The organism is Mesorhizobium sp. WSM4887 (assembly GCF_029625865.1).
Lineage (GTDB): Bacteria > Pseudomonadota > Alphaproteobacteria > Rhizobiales > Rhizobiaceae > Mesorhizobium.
The window spans coordinates 1615431-1635912 of record NZ_JARTVP010000001.1; the positions used below are offsets into that span (position 1 = coordinate 1615431).

Here is a 20482-nt window from a genome sequence, read left to right on the forward strand (position 1 = left end):
CGGGGGGCGGGGTCTTCGCGTTGGCCCTGGGGGGGCGGCGCCGCCCGGCGGGGGGGGGGCCTCAATCGGGGGCCCACCGGGGGGTGGGGGCGCTGCGGGGCGCCCGGCCGGGCGCCACTCCGCTCGACGACCTGCGCCAGAAGATCAGGCCTGCGCCGCAGGAACGGCTAGCACGCATGGTCGACCTCAACGAGGAACGCACCGCCCAGATCCTGCGCAAATGGGCCGCCGCCCCGGAAGCCGCGGGTTAAGCCATGGCTTCGGCGGCCCTTTTCGATCTCCTGCCCGATTTCGGTTCGCGCGCCCCGCGCGCCGGCCAGGCACCGTCAGCGCCTGACATCGAGCGCAAGCCAGACATATCGCCACCGCAGGCCGACATCGGCGCGCTGATCGCCGAGGCGGTGGCCGATGCGGAAGCAGCACTCGGGGCGCGGCTCGCGGCCGCCCACGAGGCGGCCCTCGAGGCCGAACGCCAGGCCAATGACGATGCGGCAAAGGCGTTCCTCAAAAGCTTCGGCGGCGATCTGGGGGCGGCGGTCGCGACACGGATCGATGCCATGGAAGCGCGCGTGGCCGAGCTCACCGCCGCCACCGTCGCCCGCATCATCGGCGGCGTGGTCAGCGATGATCTGCAGGAGCGCTCGATCGAAGCTCTTGCCCGTACCGTAAGCGCCGCGATTGCCGACAGTGAGGCGGTGCGTATCGGCGTGCGCGGGCCACTGTCGCTGTTCGAGCCGCTGAAGGCGTCGCTTGGAGATCGCGCGGCCAATCTCGATTTCACCGAGGCCGCCGGCTTCGACCTGACCGTGACCATCGATGAAACCGTCTTCGAGACGCGCATCGCCGAATGGTCGGCTTCCCTGTCGGAGGTCCTATCATGAGCGCCATCGACCACGGCGAGGCCAGGCACGAGATCATCATCGTCAAGCGGAACCACGACGGTCATGACGACGGCCATCATGGCGGCGTCTGGAAGATCGCCTTTGCCGACTTCATGACCGCCATGATGTGCTTCTTTCTCGTCATGTGGCTGATCAACGCCGCCAATGAGCAGACCAAGGCGGCGGTCGCCAGCTATTTCAACCCGGTCGAGCTGATCGATCGCAATTCCAGCCGCAAGGGCCTGGAAGACCTTGGCGACGGCCCGAGCAAGGTTGGCCTCACCGCCGACAATCCGCAGGATGGCGCGAGCAAGGCCGGCGAGGACGGCAAGGGCGGCGCCGGCTCCTCCGACCGCAGGCAGACGAAGGAGGCCTCGCAGAAATCCGATCTCTCCGACGAGCATTTGTTTGCCGATCCCTATGCCGTGCTGTCGGAGATCGCTACCGATACCGGCGTGATGCAGAATGTCAGCGCCAAGGGTGAAGGCGGCGCTCAGAACGCCGGTCCGGCGACCGGCGCTTCCGGCGGCGAATCCTATCGCGATCCTTTCGCGCCGGACTTCTGGTCGCAGCAGGTTGCGACACCCGGCGCCGAGGCCAGCGCCGAACGCAGGAGGATCGAAGGCGATCCGGCCAGGCCCGGCGAGAAGGTCGCCGAGACCGATGTTCCGAAAGTCAAGGCCGCTCCGCCGGCACCGCCGCAGTTGGATGCGCCGCTCGAGCCGTTGGCCACACCGGAAAAACCCGGTGCCAAGGTGGTCGCCGGATCGAACGGTGACACGAAAGTCGGGAAGGCCGAAGGCAAGGCGGTCAAGGGCGAGAAAGCCCAAGCTGAAAAGGCAGAAGCCGAAAAGGCGGAGGCCGCTGCGACCGATGCTGCGATGCCGGGAGCCGCAGGGGCCGAAGCGGCGACGGCCGAGCCGGCAAAGGCGGAGCCGAAGCAAGCCTCCGAAAAGGGAGAGAATGTCCCGAGCAGCGCCGCCCTCAAGGCGGCCGCCGAAATCAAGCAGGAACTGGCCAAGGCTTTTGCGCCCGGTGAAAAGCTGGCCGAGGGCGTCTCCGTCGAGGCAACCGGCAAGGGCGTCGTCATCTCGATCACCGATCAGCTCGACTTCGGCATGTTCGAGATCGGCTCGGCCGTGCCGCGCCGCGAGATGGTGCTGGCGATGGAGAAGATCGGCCGCATCGTCAACGAGAAGAAGGGCACCATCACCATCGGCGGCCATACCGATGCGCGGCCGTTCCGCAGCGACGCCTACGACAACTGGCGGCTGTCCACCGCCCGCGCCCACTCCGCCTATTACATGCTGGTGCGCGGCGGCGTCGACGAAAGCCGCATCACCGAGGTCGCGGGCTTCGCCGACCGCCAGCCCAAGATCGCGTCCGATCCGCTGGCCGCCGCCAACCGCCGCATCGAGATCCTGATGGCGACCGGCGGATGAGGGGCAGGACCGCCACCGGCCGCGCAGTCGGGCTGCTGCTGCTCGCCGCAGGATCGCCCGCTGCCGCTTTTGCACAGGATGACGGCCTGCAGCCTTATCAGCTGGTGCGCTCGCTGCAGTTGGTCCAGGACCGCATCGCCGGAGGCGATCATGCGGCGCTGCCGATGCAGGCCAAGCTGCTGGAAATGACCGATGCGAGGCTTCGCGCCGCCGATGCCGGCGATTTCAAGGACCCGAAGAATTTCCGCGCTCTGCTCGTCTATGGCATGAGCGGCGGCAATCCCGTCACAGTCGAGGCGGCAGCTTCGCGCGCGGCGACCGACCCGCAAAGCCTCGCCATCGCCAAAGGGGTCGTCGCCTATCTCAACGGCAGGCCGGCCGCGGCAATCGAAATCCTGAAGCCGATCGACCCGATGAGCGTGCCCGCCGACCTCGGCGCCTTCCTGGCGTTGGTCAAGGGCTCGGCGCTTGCGACCGATGAACCCGCAACGGCGCTGACGCTGCTGGACGAGGCCCGCCTGCTCAGCCCCGGCACACTGGTCGAGGAGGCAGCGCTTCGCCGCTCGGTCGGCCTCGCAGCGACACAAGGCGACGCCGCGCGCTTCGCGCTTGCCTCGACGCAATATGTCGCCGGCTATCTCTATTCCCCCTATGCCAGCCAGTTCGCCGATTCCTTCGTCTCCGGTGTGATTGCGCTGCACATGTCGATCAGCCAAGACAAGCTCGCCGACATCACCTCGATGATGGACCCCGAGCGCGAGAAGGTGATTTATCTGCGCATCGCGCGCCGCGCCGCGATCGACGGGCTGAGCGACCTCTCCGCCTTCGCCTCGGCCCGGGCCGAGCAGGGCCGCAACGGCAAAGGCAATCAGGACGACCCGCGCGCCGTGCTCTATTCGAGCCTCTCCACGGTGACATCGGCCACGATCGACGATGTGCGCGCGAGGCTCGGCACGATTGATCGCGGCAAGCTTTCGGAGAGCGACCGCGCTTTGCTCGATGCAGCGCAAGCCGTTGCCGGCGAGGTCGTCGCTCCCGTGCGTGCGGCCGCCATGAATGAGACGGAGGCCGCAGGTCCGGCAAAGAGCGATGCCGCGAAACCCGCTGAAACCGAGGCTGCGAGCCCGGCCGACGCCGAAGGGTTGCCACCGGTGGAGGGCGCGATGGCCGAGCAGCCGGCCCCGGTCAAGCCGGCGGACGCGCCGGCCGCAGCGTCCGCGCCGCCGGCTCCGCCGACGACGGCTCAGGCCGCGGCCGAGGCTCAAGCCCCCGCTCCTGCGCAGCCCGAAACACCATCCGTGCTGCCTGCATCCGCGCCGGCGGCCGCAGCAAGCCTCGATCCGCACGATCCCACCGATGCCGCGATGCTCAAAGCGCGCCGCCAGCTCGACCAGATCGACCAGCTACTCGGAGCCGCTCCCAAATGACCAGCGCCCAAATGAACAGCGTGAGCCAGGCCACGCCGGGACTTGCATCCGCCCAAGTCCAATCGCGGCAGCATCCTGCCGACGGCAAGGAAAACGGCGCGAATTTTGGCGAGATGGTGCATGGCGCCGGACAATCGGCGAGGGAGGCAAAGCATCCCGCCGAACCTGTGTCTTCCCATGCGCAGCCGGAGCGGCGCGCCCTCGCCGGTTCGCCCAAGCCACGACCCGATCAGGATGGCCAGAACAAGACTGCCGCGCCGAAGCCAGCGGCCGGAAAGGCCGCGAAGAATGGCGCCGAGGCCGACCATGTAAAGGCCACGGACGATGCCGATGCGGCGGCGCAATCGTCAGATAGCGCTCCGCTTCATGACGGTTTGCCCTTGTTGATGGCGCTGGGCGACATCCGCCACTTCGCAACGTCGACAAATGCCGAGCGCGGTGGATCTTCTGTCGAGGGAGAGGCAGGAACCCAGCCCTCGATCGGCCAGGCCGCGTCTTCGCAGCTGGCGATCCGTCAAGGCAAACGCATGTTGGCCGACGCTTCCGAAGGCAGCGAGCCATTGCCGCGATCCGGTCGCGCGACGATGGCGACCGAGAAGCCCGGACCCGATTTCGGACAGAAACCGGCCGGCGCTGGTCCGGGCCCGGACATGTCGATCCGCAAGGACGACGTCCTGTCTGGAACGCAAGGAGCCGCAACCGACGCAGCGACGCCGCAAGGCTGGCGTCCGGCGGCCGCCCAGAAGACCGCGCAAACGGCGCAAGCCCTCGCATCGAACAGTCAAGCCAGGCCATCCTCCGCCGCCGGGCGCTTGGATGTGGTCAGCCAGCAGAGCTTCCCCGCGCCGGCCCAAAACGCCTTCGGCCAGACAGTATCGGCGCTGGCCGAGGCGATCGCCTCTGACAGCGGCGTTCAGCAGGCCTACTCGAGCGCTCCGATCGGCTCGCACGCGACCAACTCTGTTGCCGTTCCGACACATGTCCTGAAGATCGAGCTCCACCCGGCTGCCCTCGGCCCCGTCACCGCCAGCCTGCGTCTTTCCGGAGAGCAGCTTTCGATCGAGATGAAGCCGGAAACGCACGAGGCGTACCGCCGTCTGACCGCTGACAGCGACGCCATCGTCAAGTCGCTCCGCAGTCTTGGTTTCGACGTCGATCACGTCACCATCATGCAACCCTCGATAGCGGTCCATTCGCCCGGTCGCGTCGAAGCGAGCGGCGCGCCGCCGATGTCCACGGGCCGCGAACAGCCTTCGTTCCAGCCCGGGAACTCGGGCGGCAACAGCGCCGGCGGCGATCGGCAACCGGGAAGGAACAACGGCAATGGCGCACAGGAATTCGGCCGCGCTGCTTCGCCTCTTCGCGAGCGCGCTGGCGACGATATCTATATCTAGTCTGGCCGCGACCGTCGCCGCCAAAGCCGCGCCCAATCCTTGCGAGCCGGAAATCCTGCGCGCCGCCGATCGCTATGGCGTGCCGGCCGGTATCCTTTACGCGGTCGGCCTGACCGAAACGGGAAAGAAGGGCAGCCTTCAGCCCAACGCTTTGAATGTAGAAGGAAAGGCTGTTTTTCCGCGCAGCAGGGGCGAAGCGCTGGCGACGTTCGAGAATGCCCGCCGCGAGGGCAAGACGCTGATCGATCTCGGCTGCATGCAGATCAATCATCGCTATCATGGCACGCAGTTCCGCAGCGTCGAGGACATGCTAGACCCGCACCAGAACGTCGACTACGCCGCGCGCTTCCTGGCGAGCCTCCACGCCCGCCACATGACTTGGTCGATGGCCGTCGCCCGCTATCATGCCGGCCCCGACAACGACCCGGCGCAGAAGGTGTATGTCTGCCGCGTCATCGCCAACATGGTCGCCACCGGCTTCGGGAAATGGACGCCGAACGCCAGCGCGTTCTGCAACCAATAGTTGCTCAAGCATATGCCCTTTAGTCCGCCGCGATGGGGTTCACAGCGCCGCCGGCATCGCCCTCCATCCAGTACCGCGAATAGACCCTTCACGGCCGGCTTTATTACGGCTCCCAAAAAAACTCCCAAGAAAATAGCTACAAGAAATGACGGTTTTTCAGGATTCACCGCACCGGATACCGCTTTCCGCACGGGGCAAATGAGATGATTCGGAGGGCGGGCCGATGATCGTGATCGTTGATGAGCGCGAGCTCGTAACTGAGGGCTACAGCTCACTTTTCGATCGCGAGGGCGTCGCCACCGCCGGCTTCGCGCCAGGCGAGTTCGGCGAGTGGGTGAACTCTGCCGCCGACACGGATTTAAGATCGGTCAGGGCTTTCCTTATCGGCGACTGCCGCGAGGGCGCCATCTCGCCGCGCCAGATCCGCGACCGCACCGGGGCGCCGGTGATCGCGCTCAGTGAACAGCACTCGCTGGAACACACGCTCAGGCTCTTCGAGAGCGGCGTCGACGACGTCGTCCGCAAGCCCGTGCACATCCGCGAGATCCTCGCCCGCATCACCGCCATCCGCCGCCGCGCCCGCGAAGAGGCCGCCTACACCGAGGTCGGCTCGATGCGCATCTTCATGGATGGGCGCGACCCGGAGATCGACGGCGAGCCGCTGCCGCTGCCGCGTCGCGAGCGGCGCATCCTGGAGTATTTGGCCAGCAATCGCGGCCGGCGCGTGACCAAGACGCAGGTGTTCAACGCCATCTACGGCATCTTCGACGAGGAGGTCGAGGAGAACGTGGTGGAGAGCCACATCTCGAAGCTGCGCAAGAAATTGCGTGAGAAGCTCGGCCACGACCCGATCGATTCCAAGAGGTTCCTCGGCTACCGGCTAGTGTTTTGATGGTCGTCGCCGGCACATCCCGCGCCAGCCTCGCGCAAGACACGAGGCTTAGTTTTCTAGCCTCTCAGAAAGGCACCGAGGAGATGTATCGATGAGCCTCTACGGAATGATGCGCACCGGCGTCTCCGGTATGAACGCCCAGGCCAACCGCTTGTCCACGGTGGCCGACAACATCGCGAATTCCGACACCACCGGCTACAAGCGCTCCTCCGCCGAATTCTCGACGCTGATTATGCCCAGCACCGGCGGCGCCTATAATTCGGGTGGCGTCACGACGACGATCCGCTCGGCCGTCAGCTCGCAGGGTGTTCTGCAATACACCACTTCGGTCTCCGACCTAGCCGTCAACGGCGACGGCTTCTTCGTCGTGCAGGACCCGAGCGGAACGCCCTATCTCACCCGCGCCGGCGCCTTCGTTCCGGACGCTCAAGGACGCCTCGTCAACGCCGCCGGCTACCAGCTGATGGCCTACAGCTACGCCAATGGCGATCCGGCCGCCACCGCCAACGGCTTCGAAGGCCTCGTGCCGGTGCAGATTTCCGATCAGGAGATGACGGCGACGCCGAGCACGGAAGGGACATTCACCGGCAACCTGCCGGCTGGCGCCACCGCTGTCACCGCCGGCAACCTACCCACCGACAACAGCACCTCGTCACAATACACGTCGAAATCGTCGCTGGTCGCCTACGACAATCTCGGCAACAAGGTGTTGCTCGACGTCTACTTCACCAACACCGGCACCGGCACCTGGCAGGTTTCGGTATTCGATCAGTCGAAGGCCACGGCCGGCACGTCGTTCCCCTATGCGGGCGGCGCGCTGGGTTCGGCCAATCTCACCTTCGACACCACCACCGGCAAGCTCACCGGCGCGACCACCGGCGTGTCCTTCACGGTGCCGAACGGTTCGACTCTCAACCTCGACCTCTCCAAGCTGACGCAGCTCGGAACCGGCTTCACTGTCTCCGATGCCAACGTCAACGGCAATGCGCCGAGCACGATCGAAAAGATCCAGATCAGCCAGGACGGCGTCATCTACGCCCAATTCGAGGATGGCTCCACCAAGCCGCTCTACAAGATCCCGCTGGCCGACGTTCAGAGCCCCGACAACCTCACCGCGATGCCGGGCAACGTCTATGTGCAAAGCGCGGACTCAGGCGCTGTTCGCATCGGCTTTGCCAATGAAGGAAAGCTTGGCTCGGTCGTCTCGGGCGCGCTCGAAAATTCCAATGTCGATATCGCCGAGGAACTGACCAACATGATTGCGGCGCAGCGCAGCTACACCGCCAACTCGAAGGTCTTCCAGACCGGTTCCGACCTGATGGACGTCCTGGTCAACCTGAAGAGATAACCCCATCGGGCGCCAGCCCGTGAAAGACCCGCATGTCGCTTTCCACCGCATTAAGCATCGCCCAGTCGGCGCTCCTGGCCACATCCAAGCAAACCAGCGTCGTGTCGCGCAATGTGGCCGACGCGTCCAACCCGGACTATGCTCGTCGCGTCGCCGTCGTCACCAGCACGGCGCCCGGCGCGCGATCGGTGGAGATACAGCGCGCCGCCAATGATCTTCTGTTCCGGCAGAACCTTTCCGCGCTGTCGGCATGGAGCGGGCAGAGCGCGCTTTATAGCGGCATGGATCAGCTCGACCTATCGGTTAATGGAGTCGACAATGCGTCGTCTGCGTCGACTGCGATCGGCAATCTGCAGCAGGCGCTGCAGCTCTACGCCACCACGCCGTCGAACCAGAATCTCGGCGCCAGCGTCATCGACGCGGCCAAGCAGGTGGTGAGCTCACTGAACGACGGCACCACGGCGATCCAGGATTTCCGCAGCCAGACGGACGGCCAGATCGCCACCGCGGTCGACGACCTCAACTCGCTGCTCAGCCAGTTCCAGGACGCCAACAAGGCCGTCATCGCCGGCACGCGCTCCGGCACGGATGTGTCGGACGCGCTCGACCAGCGCGACGCGCTTCTCAAGAAGATCGCCGAATATGTCCCGGTCTCGACCTTCACGCGCGGCGACAACGACATGGTCATCACCACCAAGGACGGCACGACGCTGTTCGAGACGGTGCCGCGGTCGGTGACCTTCACGCCCTCGGCCGGCTACACCGCCGGCACGCCCGGCAACACGATCTATATCGACAATGTACCGCTTTCTGCAGGCACCGGCGACAATACCAGCGCCGACGGCAAGCTTGCCGGCATGCTGAAGCTGCGCGACGGCGTTGCCGCGACCATGCAGAGCCAGCTCGACGAGATCGCGCGCGGCCTGATCACGGCATTTGCCGAGACCGCGCCGTCTCAGCCCAACGCCGCAGGCCTGTTCACCTGGTCCGGCGCGCCGGCTATTCCCGCTGCCGGCACCCTGGTCGACGGCCTCGCCGGCTCGATCAGCGTCAACGCCGCGTTTGACCCGAGCGCCGGCGGCAGCGCGGCGCTGCTGCGCGACGGCGGCGCCAACGGCGCGGCCTATGTTTCCAACACCGGCGGCGGCGCCTCCTATTCTGACCTGCTGATCGCCTACGGCAACAGGCTCGACCAGCCGATGGCCTTCGACACCTCCGCCGGCATCACGGTCAGCTCCGGCGTCTCGGACTACGCGGCCAACACCATCGGCTGGTTCGAAGGCGTGCGCCAGCAGGCGTCGACCAACGCCGACGCGAAGGAAGCGCTGGCCACTCGCACCGCCGAAGCGCTGTCGAACGATACCGGCGTCAATGTCGACCAGGAAATGTCCCTGCTTCTCGACCTCGAGCATACCTATCAGGCGTCGGCGCGCATGATGAAGACCGTCGACGACATGCTGGACGCCTTGTTGGGCGCGGTGGGATAATCGATGAAAGCGACAGCCGTCTCCTCAGCCGCCATCTCCAACGCCCTGCGCTATCAGCAGATGCGCATGCAGGCCGATCTCGTCAAGGCGACCACGGAATCCCAGACGGGCAAGGTAGCGGATGTCGGCCTGGCGCTCGGCGGGCGCACGACACAGGCCGTCACCTTCCAGCGCGATCTCGACCGGTTGAACGGCATCGTCGATTCGAACTCGCTGGTCGCCGCACGCCTGACTTCGACACAGGATTCGCTGGGTCAGCTCTCCGATGTCGCGCAGGATCTGCTGACGGCGCTGACCAGCGCCGTGTCGGGCGACTCCTCGACCAGCATCACCCAGACCGCCGGCGCCACGGCGCTGCAGCAGATGACGGGCATCCTGAACACCAGCGTCAACGGCGAATACCTGTTTGCCGGGACCAACACCGACGTCAAGCCGATCGACGATTTCAGCGCCGCCGGCTCCCCCGCCAAGGCGGCGTTCGACGCCGCCTTCACCAGCTATTTCGGCTTCACCCAGAACGACCCGGCGGCCGCCAACATCACCGCCGCCCAGATGGACGACTTCATCACCACCGCGGTCGAGCCGCAGTTCCTGGGCTCCGGATGGCAGGCCAACTGGTCGAACGCCACCGACGACCAGATCACCAGCCGCATTTCATTGAACGAGACCACGCAGACATCGGTCAGCGCCAACGAGCAAGGCATCCGCAAGCTCGCCATGGCTGCCGCCATGGTCGGCACGCTCTTCGCCGGCAACATCAGCGAGGCCGGGCAGAATACGATCGTCAGCCGCGCGCAAAAGCTGGTCGGCGAAGCCATCGGCGGCATCGTCCAGGTGCAGTCCGAAGCCGGCCTCGCCCAGAAGCGCGTGTCCGACGCCAGCGATCGCATGAAGACCCAGGTCGATCTGTTCGAGAAGCATATCATCGACCTCGAAGGCGTCGATCCCTCGGAGGCCGCCACCCGCGTGGCCGACCTGACGCAGCATATAGAAACGTCCTTCGCCTTGACCGCGCGACTGCAGCAGCTGAGCCTGTTGAACTATCTCACCTGAACACTCTCACCGGAACGCCAGAGCTCCGACGATGTATCAATTCTCCTACGCCGACATCCAGACCGACTCCGTCGCCGACGCCAAGGACCGGGAGCGGCAGTTGCTGACCCGATCGATCGACATGTTGTCCACGGCTGCTTCCGTCGGGCCGGAGTCGATGGAGGCGGTCGAGGCGCTGCACTTCACCAACCGCATCTGGACCACCTTCGTCGAGGATCTCGGCTCCAGCGACAATGCGCTGCCCAAGGAACTGCGCGCCAATCTGATCTCGATCGGCCTGTGGCTGCTGCGCGAAACCGAAGACATCCGGCAGGGCCGCACCAACAATTTCGAAGGATTGATCGAGGTCTCCCAGATCATCCGAGACGGCATCCAATGAGCAACACGCTGAAGATCTCGCTGAAGCCGAACGAGAAGATTTACATCAACGGCGCCGTCATCCGGGTCGACCGCAAGGTCACGATCGAGCTGATGAACGACGTTCAGTTCCTGCTCGAAAGCCACGTCATCCAGGCCGAGCAGGCCTCGACGCCGCTCAGGCAGCTCTATTTCATCGTGCAGATCATGCTGATCAACCCGCCGGGAGCCTCCGACGCCCGCGACATGTTCCGCCGCTCGCTGCCGATGCTGATCGCAAGCTTCGACAATCAGGAAATCTGCAGCGCGCTGAAGCAGATCGACCGCATGGTCGGCGAGGATCATATCTACGAGGCGCTGAAGGCGATCCGCGCGCTCTATCCGCTCGAGCGCCAGGCGCTTGGCGGCAATGACGACATTCCGGAAGCGCCGCGCGCGCTGGCTGTGGGAGCATAAAGATGGCCGTGGATATGACAACGACGATCCCGGTTGGCGCCACCCAGGCCAGCAGCCAGCAGACCTCGAAGACGGCGGTCGACTACCAGTCGTTCCTGAAGCTTCTGATCGCCGAGATGAAGAACCAGGATCCGACCAAGCCGATGGATTCGACGGAATATGTCGCGCAGCTCGCGACCTTCTCGCAGGTCGAGCAATCGGTGCAGACCAACAGCAAGCTCGACCAGATCATGCAATCCTCGGCGCTGTCGCAGGCGGACGCGCTGATCGGCCGTTCGATCACCGCCGCCGACGGCAAGACAACAGGGACCGTGGCTTCGGTGAAGCTCGCCAGCAGCGGCCTGATCGCGGTGTTGCAGGACGGCACCGAGATCCCTGTCGGCGCAGGCGTATCGATCAAGCCGGCCGCCTAGAGTTTTGTATAGAGTCTGCCCATGAACGAGGCCGATGCCCTCGATATCGTGCAATATGCGGTGTGGACGGTGCTTACCGCCTCCGCGCCGGTGGTGCTCGTGGCTATGGCCGTCGGCATCGGCATCGCGCTCATCCAGGCGCTGACCCAGATTCAGGAAATCACCCTCACTTTCGTGCCCAAGATCGTCGCCATCATGCTGGTGGTGGCGCTGACCGGCCCGTTCATCGGCAGCCAGATCTCGGCCTTCACCAACGTCATCTTCGAACGCATCGAGCACGGCTTCTGACCTGCGGTCGCGGGCATCCCGCCCGCGCGGACCAGCAAAAGTTTGGTCCACACCGGCAAGATGCTTGGCTTAAAGCTTCGCCGACGCATTTTCGCCTTTGCCTTCCTGTTGTTGGACCGGGATGCTTTGGCGAGTCGCCGGCGCGATAATGGCGTCGGGCGAGCGCAAGACAGCAAGATGAAGGCGGGACAGCGACCATGATCGACGACGAGCCGGAAAGCGAACGCGTCTCGGCGTTGGCGCCGTTCCGGCACGGCATCTTCCGTGCCGTCTGGTCGGCGAGCCTTGTGTCGAATTTCGGCGGCTTGATCCAGGGCGTGGGCGCCGCCTGGATGATGACGACGATCGCCACCTCATCCTACCAGGTGGCGCTGGTCCAGGCCTCGACCACCTTGCCGATCATGCTGTTCGCGCTTGTTGCCGGCGCCATTGCCGACAGCTTCAACCGCCGCAAGGTCATGCTGGTGGCGCAGAGTTTCATGCTGGTGGTCTCGGCACTGCTCACCGTATTCACCTGGTTCGGCTGGATGACGCCGTGGACGCTGCTTGCCTTCACCTTCCTGATCGACAGCGGCACGGCGCTGAACAGCCCGTCATGGCAGGCGTCGGTTGGCGACATGGTGCCGCGCGCCAAGGTGCCGGCGGCGATCGCGCTCAACTCAATGGGCTTCAACATCACGCGCAGCGTCGGCCCGGCGATCGGCGGCATCATCGTCGCCGCCGCAGGGGCGGCGGCGGCCTTCGCCGCCAACGCCATCAGCTATATCGGCCTGATCGTCGTGCTTTTCCGCTGGAAGCCGGAAGTGCCCGCGCCGACCCTGCCGCGGGAATCGCTCGGCGCCGCGATGGGAGCCGGCCTGCGCTACGTCGCCATGTCGCCGAACATCGGCAAGGTGCTGGCGAGAGGCTTCGCTTTCGGCTTCAGCGCCGGCGCGGTGCTGGCGCTGCTGCCCCTGGTGGCGCGCGATGTCGTCAAGGGCGACGCGCTGACCTACGGCATCATGCTTGGTGCCTTCGGTATCGGCGCGGTCGGCGGTGCGCTGATCAGCGTCAGGCTCAGACAATGGCTCTCCAGCGAAACGATGGTGCGCGCCGCCTTCGCCGGTTTCGCGCTATGCGCCTTCAACGCCGCCGTCAGCGACAATGCCTGGCAGACGTCGGCGGGCCTGCTCATCGGCGGTGCCTGCTGGGTGATCGCGCTCTCGCATTTCAACGTCACGGTGCAGATGTCGACGCCGCGCTGGGTGGTCGGGCGCGTGCTGTCGATCTACCAGACAGCAACCTTCGGCGGCATTGCGCTGGGCAGCTGGATCTGGGGCGTCGTCGCCGACGCCCATGGCGCGGAGACTGCATTGATGGTTGCCGCTGTCACCATGCTCGTCGGTGGCGGCATCGGCCTGATCCTGCCGCTGCCGCAGCACACCGCTCTCAACCTCGATCCGCTCAACCGGTTCAAGGAGCCGATGCTGGCGCTCGATTTGAAGCCGCGCAGCGGCCCGATCGCCATCATGATCGAATACATCATTCGCGAGGAGGACGTGCCGGAATTCCTCGCAACCATGGCCGAGCGTGGCCGCATCCGCCGCCGCGACGGCGCCCGCAACTGGACGCTCGCCCGCGATCTCGAAAATCCGGGCATCTGGATCGAACACTACCACACGCCGACCTGGGTCGAGTATATCCGCCACAACCGGCGTGCCACCCATGCCGACGCCGTTGTCGGCGAGCGCATCCGCGCGCTGCACAGCGGCGAGAACCCGCCGCGTGTGCGCCGCATGATCGAACGCCCGACCACCGCCGGCACGGCCCTTGTCTCGCCCAAGGGGCCGATCGATCACTAACCCGCGTCTTTTGGCCCGGAATATCTAGTTCCGATCAGCCAGCGCTGTGGATCATATAGAGCTTGCGCGTCGTCTCATGAATCAGCCACTCGCCCTTCCAGCCCTTCGGCAGGACGAGCAGATCGCCAGGCCCCAGCTCACGCATCTCGCCGTCGGCACGGCTCACTTCCACGCGACCGGAGATGATGTGGCAGATCTCGGATGAACCCGAGCGGTCGGCGGTGAAGCGGCCGGGCGTGCATTCCCAGATGCCGATATCGACGGTCCCGTCCGGCGATTGGAAGAACGAGCGCACCGCTTCGACCTGATCGCCTTCGATCGAGGTCGGCTTGGGTGAAAAGGCGCCGATATCGGCCGTGGCGAGGTCGCGGAAGGTCGAAAGGTCGATCAAGATAGGCTCCAGGGTCAAAAGCAATTCCAGGAAAGTGTGCAATGGTTTTCCGTCCGGAATTGCGCGAAAACAAAGACTTAGAGCGGTTCGGCGAACGCCGAACCGCCTCAGTGGCCTATGATGCTGTCGGCCAGAGCGGCCAATTTCGAGGTGACATTGAGCCCGGCGGCCTCGCGTTGGTCGGCGATGCGGTAGAGCTGGTACATCGAGTGGACGCCGAGCCAGCGGAACGGTTCCGGCTCCCAGGGTCTGACCTTGCGGTTGACCCAGGGCAGTCGCGTAAGATCCGTGTCATTGCCGAGGATCAGATCGGCAAGCGTGCGCCCCGAAAGGTTTGAGCTTGACACGCCCAGCCCGACATAACCGCCGGCCCAGCCGATGCGCGTCCTGGGGTCGAGGCCGACCGTCGTGCACCAGTCGCGCGGCACGCCGAGCACGCCGCACCAGGCGTGATCGATGCGGCACCCGGCCGTCTGCGGCAACAGCGTCGTCAGGATCGTGTGCAGCTGGTCGATCGTCGCCTGCTGCGTCCGACCGTTGACGTCGGTGCGCGAGCCATAGCGGTAGGGCACGCCGCGTCCGCCCATGGTGATACGGCCCTCGCGCGTGCGCTGGGCATAGCAATAGGCGTGCGCCGCATTGCCGAGGAGCTCATGCCCGTCCCAGCCGATCTCGCGCCAGAGTTCTTGTGGCAGCGGCTCGGTCACGATCTGCGCGCTGTTGAGCGCCAGCCATGTCCGCTCTTCCCCGGGAATGCCGGCCGTGAACCCCTCCGTCGCGCGAATTATCGTTTCCGCCCGCACCGTGCCACGGTCGGTGGCCACCCTGCCCTTGGCGATCGACGTCACGGTCGTCTTTTCGTAGATCGGCACGCCGAGCCGCTCGACCGCTTCCGCCAGCCCGCGCACCAGCTTGGCCGGCTGCACCCGCGCCTGGCCGTGGATGACGAAGCTGCCCATGACATTCGCGATATTGATGCGCGCGCGTGTGGCTGCAGCGTCGAGCAATTCGATGCGCTCGGGGTCGGCGTCCCAGGAGCGGATCGTCTCGCACGCCTCGCGCACACGTTGGAGCTGTGCGGCATTGGTGGCGACCGTCAGATTGTCGGCACGGCGGATGTCGGCGTCGATGCCTTCGGCCGCCGCCACCCGGATCACCTCGTCGACACAGCCCGCCATCGCTGCCTGCATGGCGCTGACAGCTTGCCGGGTCGAGGTCTTGAGGTATTTCTCGCGCGACCAGCCGAAGCCGCCCGAAAGCCAGCCGCCATTGCGCCCCGAGGCACCGAAGCCGGCGAATTCGCGTTCGAGCAAGACTATGCGAAGCGAGGGCTTCGCCTTCTTCAGATAATAGGCGGTCCAGAGCCCGGTGTAGCCGGCGCCGACGATCGCAACATCGGCTTCGATGTCGCCGGGCAAGGGCGGACGCGGGCTTGGGACCGCGCCCAGATCCGCATACCAGAACGAGATGTCGCCGTTGCGCTTGACTTGCATGGGATGGCTTCCAGGAGACTGGAGAGAGGGATCAGGTGAGCGTCGTGTCTGCCGTGCTGTCGTCGGGCAGAAGCTTGGCGTCAGCGCCGTCGAAGCAAAGCTCGACCTTCTCGCCGAGGGCGAAATTCTCGCCAGTCAGCGGCGACCGCACGATCGCGGTCGAGCCGTCGCCGAGCTTCACTTCGTATTTCGATCCCGAGCCAAGATAGATCGCCTCGGCGATCGTTCCCGCCAGGCGGTTCTTGCCGTCGGCTTGCCCCGGCCGGCGAATGGCAAGTTTCTCGGGCCGCAGCAGCATCACCGGGCTGACTTCTCCGGCAAGCCGTCGCGGCGCGGCGACCGTCTCGCCGGCAATGGTCAGCGCAGTGCCGGTGCCGTCACTTCTGGCTTCGCCGCGCAGCACCGTGGAGTCGCCGATGAAGCGGCCGACGAACAGCGTTGCCGGCTCGTCATAGAGCTGCCGTCCGGTGCCCACCTGCTCGATCCGGCCACGGTTGAATACGGCGATGCGATCCGACAGCACCAGCGCCTCCTCCTGGTCGTGCGTGACATAGACGAAGGTGGTGCCGAGCTCGCGATGGATGCGCTTGATCTCGAGCTGCAGCCATTCGCGCAGCTTCTTGTCGAGCGCGCCGAGCGGCTCGTCCATGAGGAGCAGCGGCGGGTCGAAGACGATGGCCCGCGCCAGCGCCACGCGCTGCTGCTGGCCGCCCGACAATTCGCTCGGATAGCGATGCGCGAAGTCGCCCATCTTGACCATGTCGAGCGCCTTGGCCACGCGCCGCTTCCGATCGTCCTGCCCAACGCCGCGCAGCGTCAGCGGATAGGCGACGTTGCGGCCAACCGTCATATGCGGGAACAATGCGTAGTGCTGAAAGACGACGCCGATGTTGCGCTTGTGCGCCGGCACGCCGACGACGCTTTGTCCTCCGACCAGCAGCTTGCCGCTCGACACATCCGTGAAACCGGCGATCACATTGAGCGTCGTCGTCTTGCCGGAGCCGCTCGGCCCAAGCAGCGTCATGAACTCGCCGGGCTCGATCCTGAGCGACACGCCGTCCAGCGCCTTGAACGCGCCATAGGCCTTGGTGACGAATTCGAGGTCGATCGCCGCGCCGCGATTGTCCGGTCTTGGGTTCATAGGCGTCCCTTCCGCTCGCGGCCAAGAAGAAGCATGCCGCCGCCGATCAGGATCGTCGTGGCGCACAAAAGGATCGTACCGACGGCAGCGACGGTCGGGTCGGCGTCGCGCGTGATCGAGGAGAAGATCTGCACCGGCAGCGTCTTCAGATAGGGGTTGGTGATGAACAGCGAGACGATGATCTCGTCGAAGGACGTCGCGAAGGCGAACAGCAGGCCCGACAGGATGCCGGGCAGGATCAGCGGCAGCGTCACCGTCCGGAACGTGGTGAGCGCGCCGGCGCCGAGGCTCGCCGCAGCCGTCTCCAGCCGCCTGTCGAACACTTCGAGATTGGCCGACACGGCGATCAGCACGAAGGGCAGCGCCAGGATGGTGTGGGCGAGCACGAAGCCGAGCAGCGTGCCGACGAGTCGCGCATCGAGATAGACGGCATAGATGCCGATGGCCAGCACCACGCCCGGCACAACCATCGGCGTCAGCATCAGCATCCGCAGCAGATTGGCAGGCCGCGCCTTCATACGGTCGAGGCCGAAGGCGGCCAGCGTGCCGAGCACCGTTGCCAGCACCGCCACGATCGAGGCGACCTTCAAGGAATTGAGGAAGCTGGTCGACCATTCTGGATTCGTGACGAAATTCTCGTACCACTGCCAGGAGAAGCCTTGCGGTGGGAAGGAGAGCGACTTGTTGCCGTTGAACGACATCGGCACGACGACCAGCGTCGGCGCCACCAGCCAGATCGCCACCAGCAGGCAGACAAGGCCAAGAACGACACGGGTGAGCGGCTTCATTTCCATCAGCGCCGCCCCGCTTCCCGGTGCCGCGACCGCATCACCGGCGCTGCAAGCGCCAGCAACAGGAAGGTCGTGACCAGCAGCACCACGCCCATCGCGCCGCCGCGTCCCCATTGCAGCAGGCTGAGCACCTGGGTCTGCACCAGTGTCGACAGCATCGTCGAGCGCGGCCCGCCGAGCAGTGCCGGCGTGATGTAGAAGCCCAGCGCCAGGATGAAGACGATGATCGCGCCGGCATAGACGCCCGGCAGCGACAGCGGCAGGTAGACTGTGAAGAAAGCGCGGGACGGCCGGGCGCCAAGGCTTCGCGCCGCCTGCACCAGCCTGAGGTCGATGCCTTTCATCACCGAATAAAGCGGCAGGATCATGAAGGGCAAAAGCACCTGCGCCATGCCGATCACCACGCCCGTCTGGGTGCGGATCAGCCGGATGCCCGCGAAGCCGGCTGATCTCAGCAACGAGTTGATGACGCCGGAATCCTGCAGCAGGATCACCCAGGAGAGTGTGCGCACCACGCCGCTCACCCAGAAGGGGATGAGTACGCAAAGCACCAGGACGAGCCGCACGCGCGGACCGACCGCGGTCATGAGGTAAGCATAAGGATAAGCGCAAACCACGCAGACCAGAGTGACCCATGCCGAGATGGTGAAGGTGCGCTGGAGCACCGCGAGATTGACGGGCGCGCCGAAGAACCAGGCATAGTTCTGCACGCCCCATTCCGGCTCCGAGAGGCTGCGCAGCACGATGGTGAGCAGCGGATAGCCGATCACCGCGGCGAGCAGGATCATGGCCGGCAGCGTGAGCGCGAACGGTCGCCAGGCCCATCCTGCCCGCTTTTCGGCAGTCTGGATCGTCGGTTCGAGCGCGCTCACGGATCTTGCCTCCGTCAGCTCAGTTGCCGGCCATCAGCGCGGACCACTTCTCCTGCGCGACCGGGAAGTTCTCGACCCAGAACTTGATGTTCTGCTTGTAGCCTTGCTTCTGGCGCTCGGGCGTGTTGGTCAGGAAAGCTGCGACCGACTCGTCAACCTTCGGCTTCGCATCGTTGTTGATCGGCGTGTAGGAGGTCTGCTGCGTGAGAATCTCCTGCGCCTGCTTGCCGAGATAGGCATTCAGCAGCGCATAGGCGGCATCCGTATCCTTGACACCGACGGGGATCGTCATCTGGTCCATCACCACCAGCCAGTCCTGCCAGGCGGGCGCGTATTTGGCACCATTCTTGACCGCCGTCATGGCGCGGCCGGTCCACATCATCAGCATGTCGGCTTCACCGGACTCCGCGAGCTGCTGCGATTCAGCGCCCGTCTTCCAGTAGATCGTGTCCGGGCCGAGCTTGCGAATCACGTCGAGGGCCTTGTCGATATCGGCAGCGGTCATCGCCTTCGGATCGCCGCCCGCCACCTTGAAGGCCTGTTCGAGCAGGCCACCGGTCGGATCGCCGGATCCGTCCAGGGCGCGCACGCCGGGGAACTTTTCGGTGTCGAAGAAGTCAGCCCAGTTCTTGGGCGGGTTATCTTTGTACTTCTCCTTATTGTACATCAGCACGACGCCGTAGTTCATCGCCGGAACCGAGCACTCGCCGACCTGTCCTTCGGGTATCTTCGAGACGTCGAGCTTCGAGAGATCGAGCTTCTGGAACAGCTTTCCGCAATGGACGTAAGGCGGCAGATCGCCGGTATCGACCACGTCCCAGGTGACGTTGCCGGATTCGACCTGGGCCTGCAGCTTGGCGATCTCGGTCGGCCCGTCATTGAGCAGCTTGACGCCGGACTTCTCGACGAACTCCTTCAGCGCCGCCACCTGGCCATCCTGATAGATGCCGCCATAGGAGACGAAGGTCAGGGTCTTGCCCTTGAGCGAGCCTTCCTTCACCTCGCCCGCGACAGGCTTTTCCTGTGCGAAGGCGGTGGTTGTCAGCATTCCGAGCGCCAGCACGGCGCCAAGACCTGCAAGTTTCGACTTCAACATAACTCTGACTCTCCCATTATGCCCGCGTTTAATCGGACTACCTGGCCGCGAGCGGTTTCCAGGGCTTGTATTGATCGAGCTCGGCGCGTGCCGAGGTCGGCGGTGCGATGATCCACATCACCTCGGCCCGACCACTGCCGATGTTCTCGCTGCGATGTGGTGTCGATGTCGCGTATTCGATGCTGTCGCCTTCTTCGAGGACGTGGCGGGCGTCGCCAAGAGAGACCTCGACGACACCGCGAAGGACGATCAGCATCTCCTGCGCGTCGCCATGCGTGTAAAGCGCGGAGCCGGTCGAGCCGCCGATATCGAACTCGCCGACATAGACCTCCATGTCGCTCAGCGGCGGGCGGGAAAGCAGCATCTTACGGCAGCCGTTGCTGGGCGGAAGGCTTGGCCGCTCGCTGCGCCGGAGCACGCCATGGTTCTGTGTCGCGCTTTCCTCGAACAGCATCGCGACGCTCACGCCCAACGCCGAAGCCATCTGGTTGAGCGAGGCAGTACTGGCGCCGGTCAGCCCGCGTTCAAGCTGGCTGATGAAGCTGGCGCTCGTTCCGGTCGCTTCCGCGAGGTCACGCAATGATAGACGGCGAGCGAGGCGCAGGGCCTTGAGCCGCACGCCCAGCACCTGCTGCGCATGAGCTGCAGCCGTGCCGGCACCGATCGCCGCCGGAGCCTGGCCGTCCTCCGAAGCCTCGCGCATCCCGTTTTCCTCCACTTAACACCTTGTACAGTACCACTGTACAGCTGGCAATAGGGGCGGATTCCGCTGTCCCATGACTCGAAACGGAAGCCGACCAAAAAATTAAGCATTCAACGGCAGTATCGAATGTCGGCCGGCAAGATGTCGTACAGCAAGGGCCATTGTCGGTCAGCTGAGCGGGAAGGGATCGCGA

21 protein-coding genes and 1 pseudogene are annotated in these 20482 nt (G+C 65.2%); 15 read left to right on the forward strand and 7 right to left on the reverse strand.

The genetic code is table 11. The annotated features are described in order from the left end of the window. From P9230_RS07725 to P9230_RS07795, 15 genes and pseudogenes are all read left to right on the forward strand, one after another. Positions 1-251 (forward strand): annotated as a pseudogene (locus P9230_RS07725) (flagellar M-ring protein FliF); the annotation flags it as partial. A 3-nt stretch (positions 252-254) separates the two neighbouring features. After that, positions 255-881 carry a hypothetical protein gene (locus P9230_RS07730; protein ID WP_127241319.1) on the forward strand — a complete coding sequence of 209 codons (627 nt, stop codon included), beginning with the start codon at positions 255-257 and terminating at the stop codon, positions 879-881. Beyond that, entirely contained in the window at positions 878-2323 is a 1446-nt protein-coding gene (locus P9230_RS07735; RefSeq protein WP_127241318.1) for a MotB family protein, read from the forward strand. Before P9230_RS07730 ends, P9230_RS07735 begins: the two co-directional genes overlap by 4 nt. Continuing rightward, positions 2320-3750 (forward strand): chemotaxis protein MotC, encoded by a 1431-nt coding sequence (locus P9230_RS07740; RefSeq protein WP_278118191.1) that lies wholly within the window; start codon positions 2320-2322, stop codon positions 3748-3750. The genes P9230_RS07735 and P9230_RS07740 overlap by 4 nt, the downstream gene beginning before the upstream one ends. Continuing rightward, a complete protein-coding gene (locus P9230_RS07745) occupies positions 3747-5144 on the forward strand; it encodes a flagellar hook-length control protein FliK (protein WP_278118192.1) in 1398 nt (465 codons plus the stop codon). The genes P9230_RS07740 and P9230_RS07745 overlap by 4 nt, the downstream gene beginning before the upstream one ends. Further along, positions 5074-5667 (forward strand): transglycosylase SLT domain-containing protein, encoded by a 594-nt coding sequence (locus P9230_RS07750; protein WP_278118194.1) that lies wholly within the window; start codon positions 5074-5076, stop codon positions 5665-5667. The genes P9230_RS07745 and P9230_RS07750 overlap by 71 nt, the downstream gene beginning before the upstream one ends. A gap of 223 nt (positions 5668-5890) precedes the next feature. Further along, positions 5891-6559, forward strand: coding sequence for a response regulator transcription factor (locus P9230_RS07755; RefSeq protein WP_067002421.1), 669 nt, complete (start codon positions 5891-5893; stop codon positions 6557-6559). Positions 6560-6650: 91 nt separating this feature from the next. Next, complete coding sequence (locus P9230_RS07760) at positions 6651-7907, forward strand: flagellar hook protein FlgE (protein ID WP_067002423.1); 1257 nt, start codon at positions 6651-6653, stop codon at positions 7905-7907. A gap of 32 nt (positions 7908-7939) precedes the next feature. Further along, positions 7940-9394: a flagellar hook-associated protein FlgK gene (gene flgK, locus P9230_RS07765; RefSeq protein ID WP_127246060.1), complete on the forward strand. Its 1455-nt coding sequence runs from the start codon at positions 7940-7942 to the stop codon at positions 9392-9394. A gap of 3 nt (positions 9395-9397) precedes the next feature. Then, entirely contained in the window at positions 9398-10447 is a 1050-nt protein-coding gene (locus tag P9230_RS07770) for a flagellar hook-associated family protein (protein ID WP_095823399.1), read from the forward strand. 31 nt (positions 10448-10478) lie between these two features. Further along, a complete protein-coding gene (flaF, locus tag P9230_RS07775) occupies positions 10479-10826 on the forward strand; it encodes a flagellar biosynthesis regulator FlaF (protein WP_127246061.1) in 348 nt (115 codons plus the stop codon). Further along, entirely contained in the window at positions 10823-11260 is a 438-nt protein-coding gene (gene flbT / locus P9230_RS07780; protein ID WP_278118198.1) for a flagellar biosynthesis repressor FlbT, read from the forward strand. Before flaF ends, flbT begins: the two co-directional genes overlap by 4 nt. Before the next feature lie 2 nt (positions 11261-11262). Then, entirely contained in the window at positions 11263-11673 is a 411-nt protein-coding gene (gene flgD / locus P9230_RS07785; protein WP_095800448.1) for a flagellar hook assembly protein FlgD, read from the forward strand. 21 nt (positions 11674-11694) lie between these two features. Continuing rightward, positions 11695-11961: a flagellar biosynthesis protein FliQ gene (fliQ, locus tag P9230_RS07790; protein ID WP_027165133.1), complete on the forward strand. Its 267-nt coding sequence runs from the start codon at positions 11695-11697 to the stop codon at positions 11959-11961. Between the two features lie 197 nt (positions 11962-12158). Next, positions 12159-13802 carry an MFS transporter gene (locus P9230_RS07795; protein WP_278118200.1) on the forward strand — a complete coding sequence of 548 codons (1644 nt, stop codon included), beginning with the start codon at positions 12159-12161 and terminating at the stop codon, positions 13800-13802. A 34-nt stretch (positions 13803-13836) separates the two neighbouring features. Here the strand turns inward: P9230_RS07795 and P9230_RS07800 are convergent, their stop codons facing one another. The 7 genes from P9230_RS07800 to P9230_RS07830 all read right to left on the reverse strand — a co-directional run bounded on the left by P9230_RS07800 (position 13837) and on the right by P9230_RS07830 (position 20289). Further along, positions 13837-14193, reverse strand: coding sequence for a cupin domain-containing protein (locus P9230_RS07800; RefSeq protein ID WP_067326033.1), 357 nt, complete (start codon positions 14191-14193; stop codon positions 13837-13839). A 107-nt stretch (positions 14194-14300) separates the two neighbouring features. Then, complete coding sequence (locus tag P9230_RS07805; RefSeq protein ID WP_278118202.1) at positions 14301-15686, reverse strand: FAD-binding oxidoreductase; 1386 nt, start codon at positions 15684-15686, stop codon at positions 14301-14303. Between the two features lie 31 nt (positions 15687-15717). Continuing rightward, the gene (locus P9230_RS07810; RefSeq protein WP_127325564.1) at positions 15718-16827 is read right to left on the reverse strand and encodes an ABC transporter ATP-binding protein; all 1110 of its coding nucleotides are present in this window, start codon (positions 16825-16827) and stop codon (positions 15718-15720) included. After that, the gene (locus tag P9230_RS07815) at positions 16824-17621 is read right to left on the reverse strand and encodes an ABC transporter permease (protein WP_278118204.1); all 798 of its coding nucleotides are present in this window, start codon (positions 17619-17621) and stop codon (positions 16824-16826) included. Before P9230_RS07815 ends, P9230_RS07810 begins: the two co-directional genes overlap by 4 nt. Further along, a complete protein-coding gene (locus P9230_RS07820) occupies positions 17621-18490 on the reverse strand; it encodes an ABC transporter permease (RefSeq protein WP_095800452.1) in 870 nt (289 codons plus the stop codon). Before P9230_RS07820 ends, P9230_RS07815 begins: the two co-directional genes overlap by 1 nt. 19 nt (positions 18491-18509) lie before the next feature. Beyond that, a complete protein-coding gene (locus tag P9230_RS07825) occupies positions 18510-19586 on the reverse strand; it encodes an extracellular solute-binding protein (protein ID WP_095781142.1) in 1077 nt (358 codons plus the stop codon). 37 nt (positions 19587-19623) lie between these two features. Then, the gene (locus tag P9230_RS07830) at positions 19624-20289 is read right to left on the reverse strand and encodes an XRE family transcriptional regulator (protein ID WP_095781141.1); all 666 of its coding nucleotides are present in this window, start codon (positions 20287-20289) and stop codon (positions 19624-19626) included. Positions 20290-20482: the final 193 nt, after the last annotated feature.

Coding starts and splice junctions, on each gene's coding strand:
- flaF (WP_127246061.1), top strand. CDS start 10,479: ATGTATCAATTCTCCTACGCCGACATCCAGACCGACTCCGTCGCCGAC.
- flbT (WP_278118198.1), top strand. CDS start 10,823: ATGAGCAACACGCTGAAGATCTCGCTGAAGCCGAACGAGAAGATTTAC.
- P9230_RS07795 (WP_278118200.1), top strand. CDS start 12,159: ATGATCGACGACGAGCCGGAAAGCGAACGCGTCTCGGCGTTGGCGCCG.
- P9230_RS07805 (WP_278118202.1), bottom strand. CDS start 15,686: ATGCAAGTCAAGCGCAACGGCGACATCTCGTTCTGGTATGCGGATCTG.
- P9230_RS07755 (WP_067002421.1), top strand. CDS start 5,891: ATGATCGTGATCGTTGATGAGCGCGAGCTCGTAACTGAGGGCTACAGC.
- P9230_RS07815 (WP_278118204.1), bottom strand. CDS start 17,621: ATGGAAATGAAGCCGCTCACCCGTGTCGTTCTTGGCCTTGTCTGCCTG.
- fliQ (WP_027165133.1), top strand. CDS start 11,695: ATGAACGAGGCCGATGCCCTCGATATCGTGCAATATGCGGTGTGGACG.
- P9230_RS07830 (WP_095781141.1), bottom strand. CDS start 20,289: ATGCGCGAGGCTTCGGAGGACGGCCAGGCTCCGGCGGCGATCGGTGCC.
- P9230_RS07825 (WP_095781142.1), bottom strand. CDS start 19,586: ATGTTGAAGTCGAAACTTGCAGGTCTTGGCGCCGTGCTGGCGCTCGGA.
- P9230_RS07730 (WP_127241319.1), top strand. CDS start 255: ATGGCTTCGGCGGCCCTTTTCGATCTCCTGCCCGATTTCGGTTCGCGC.
- P9230_RS07750 (WP_278118194.1), top strand. CDS start 5,074: ATGGCGCACAGGAATTCGGCCGCGCTGCTTCGCCTCTTCGCGAGCGCG.
- flgD (WP_095800448.1), top strand. CDS start 11,263: ATGGCCGTGGATATGACAACGACGATCCCGGTTGGCGCCACCCAGGCC.
- P9230_RS07770 (WP_095823399.1), top strand. CDS start 9,398: ATGAAAGCGACAGCCGTCTCCTCAGCCGCCATCTCCAACGCCCTGCGC.
- P9230_RS07735 (WP_127241318.1), top strand. CDS start 878: ATGAGCGCCATCGACCACGGCGAGGCCAGGCACGAGATCATCATCGTC.
- P9230_RS07810 (WP_127325564.1), bottom strand. CDS start 16,827: ATGAACCCAAGACCGGACAATCGCGGCGCGGCGATCGACCTCGAATTC.
- P9230_RS07740 (WP_278118191.1), top strand. CDS start 2,320: ATGAGGGGCAGGACCGCCACCGGCCGCGCAGTCGGGCTGCTGCTGCTC.
- P9230_RS07760 (WP_067002423.1), top strand. CDS start 6,651: ATGAGCCTCTACGGAATGATGCGCACCGGCGTCTCCGGTATGAACGCC.
- flgK (WP_127246060.1), top strand. CDS start 7,940: ATGTCGCTTTCCACCGCATTAAGCATCGCCCAGTCGGCGCTCCTGGCC.
- P9230_RS07745 (WP_278118192.1), top strand. CDS start 3,747: ATGACCAGCGCCCAAATGAACAGCGTGAGCCAGGCCACGCCGGGACTT.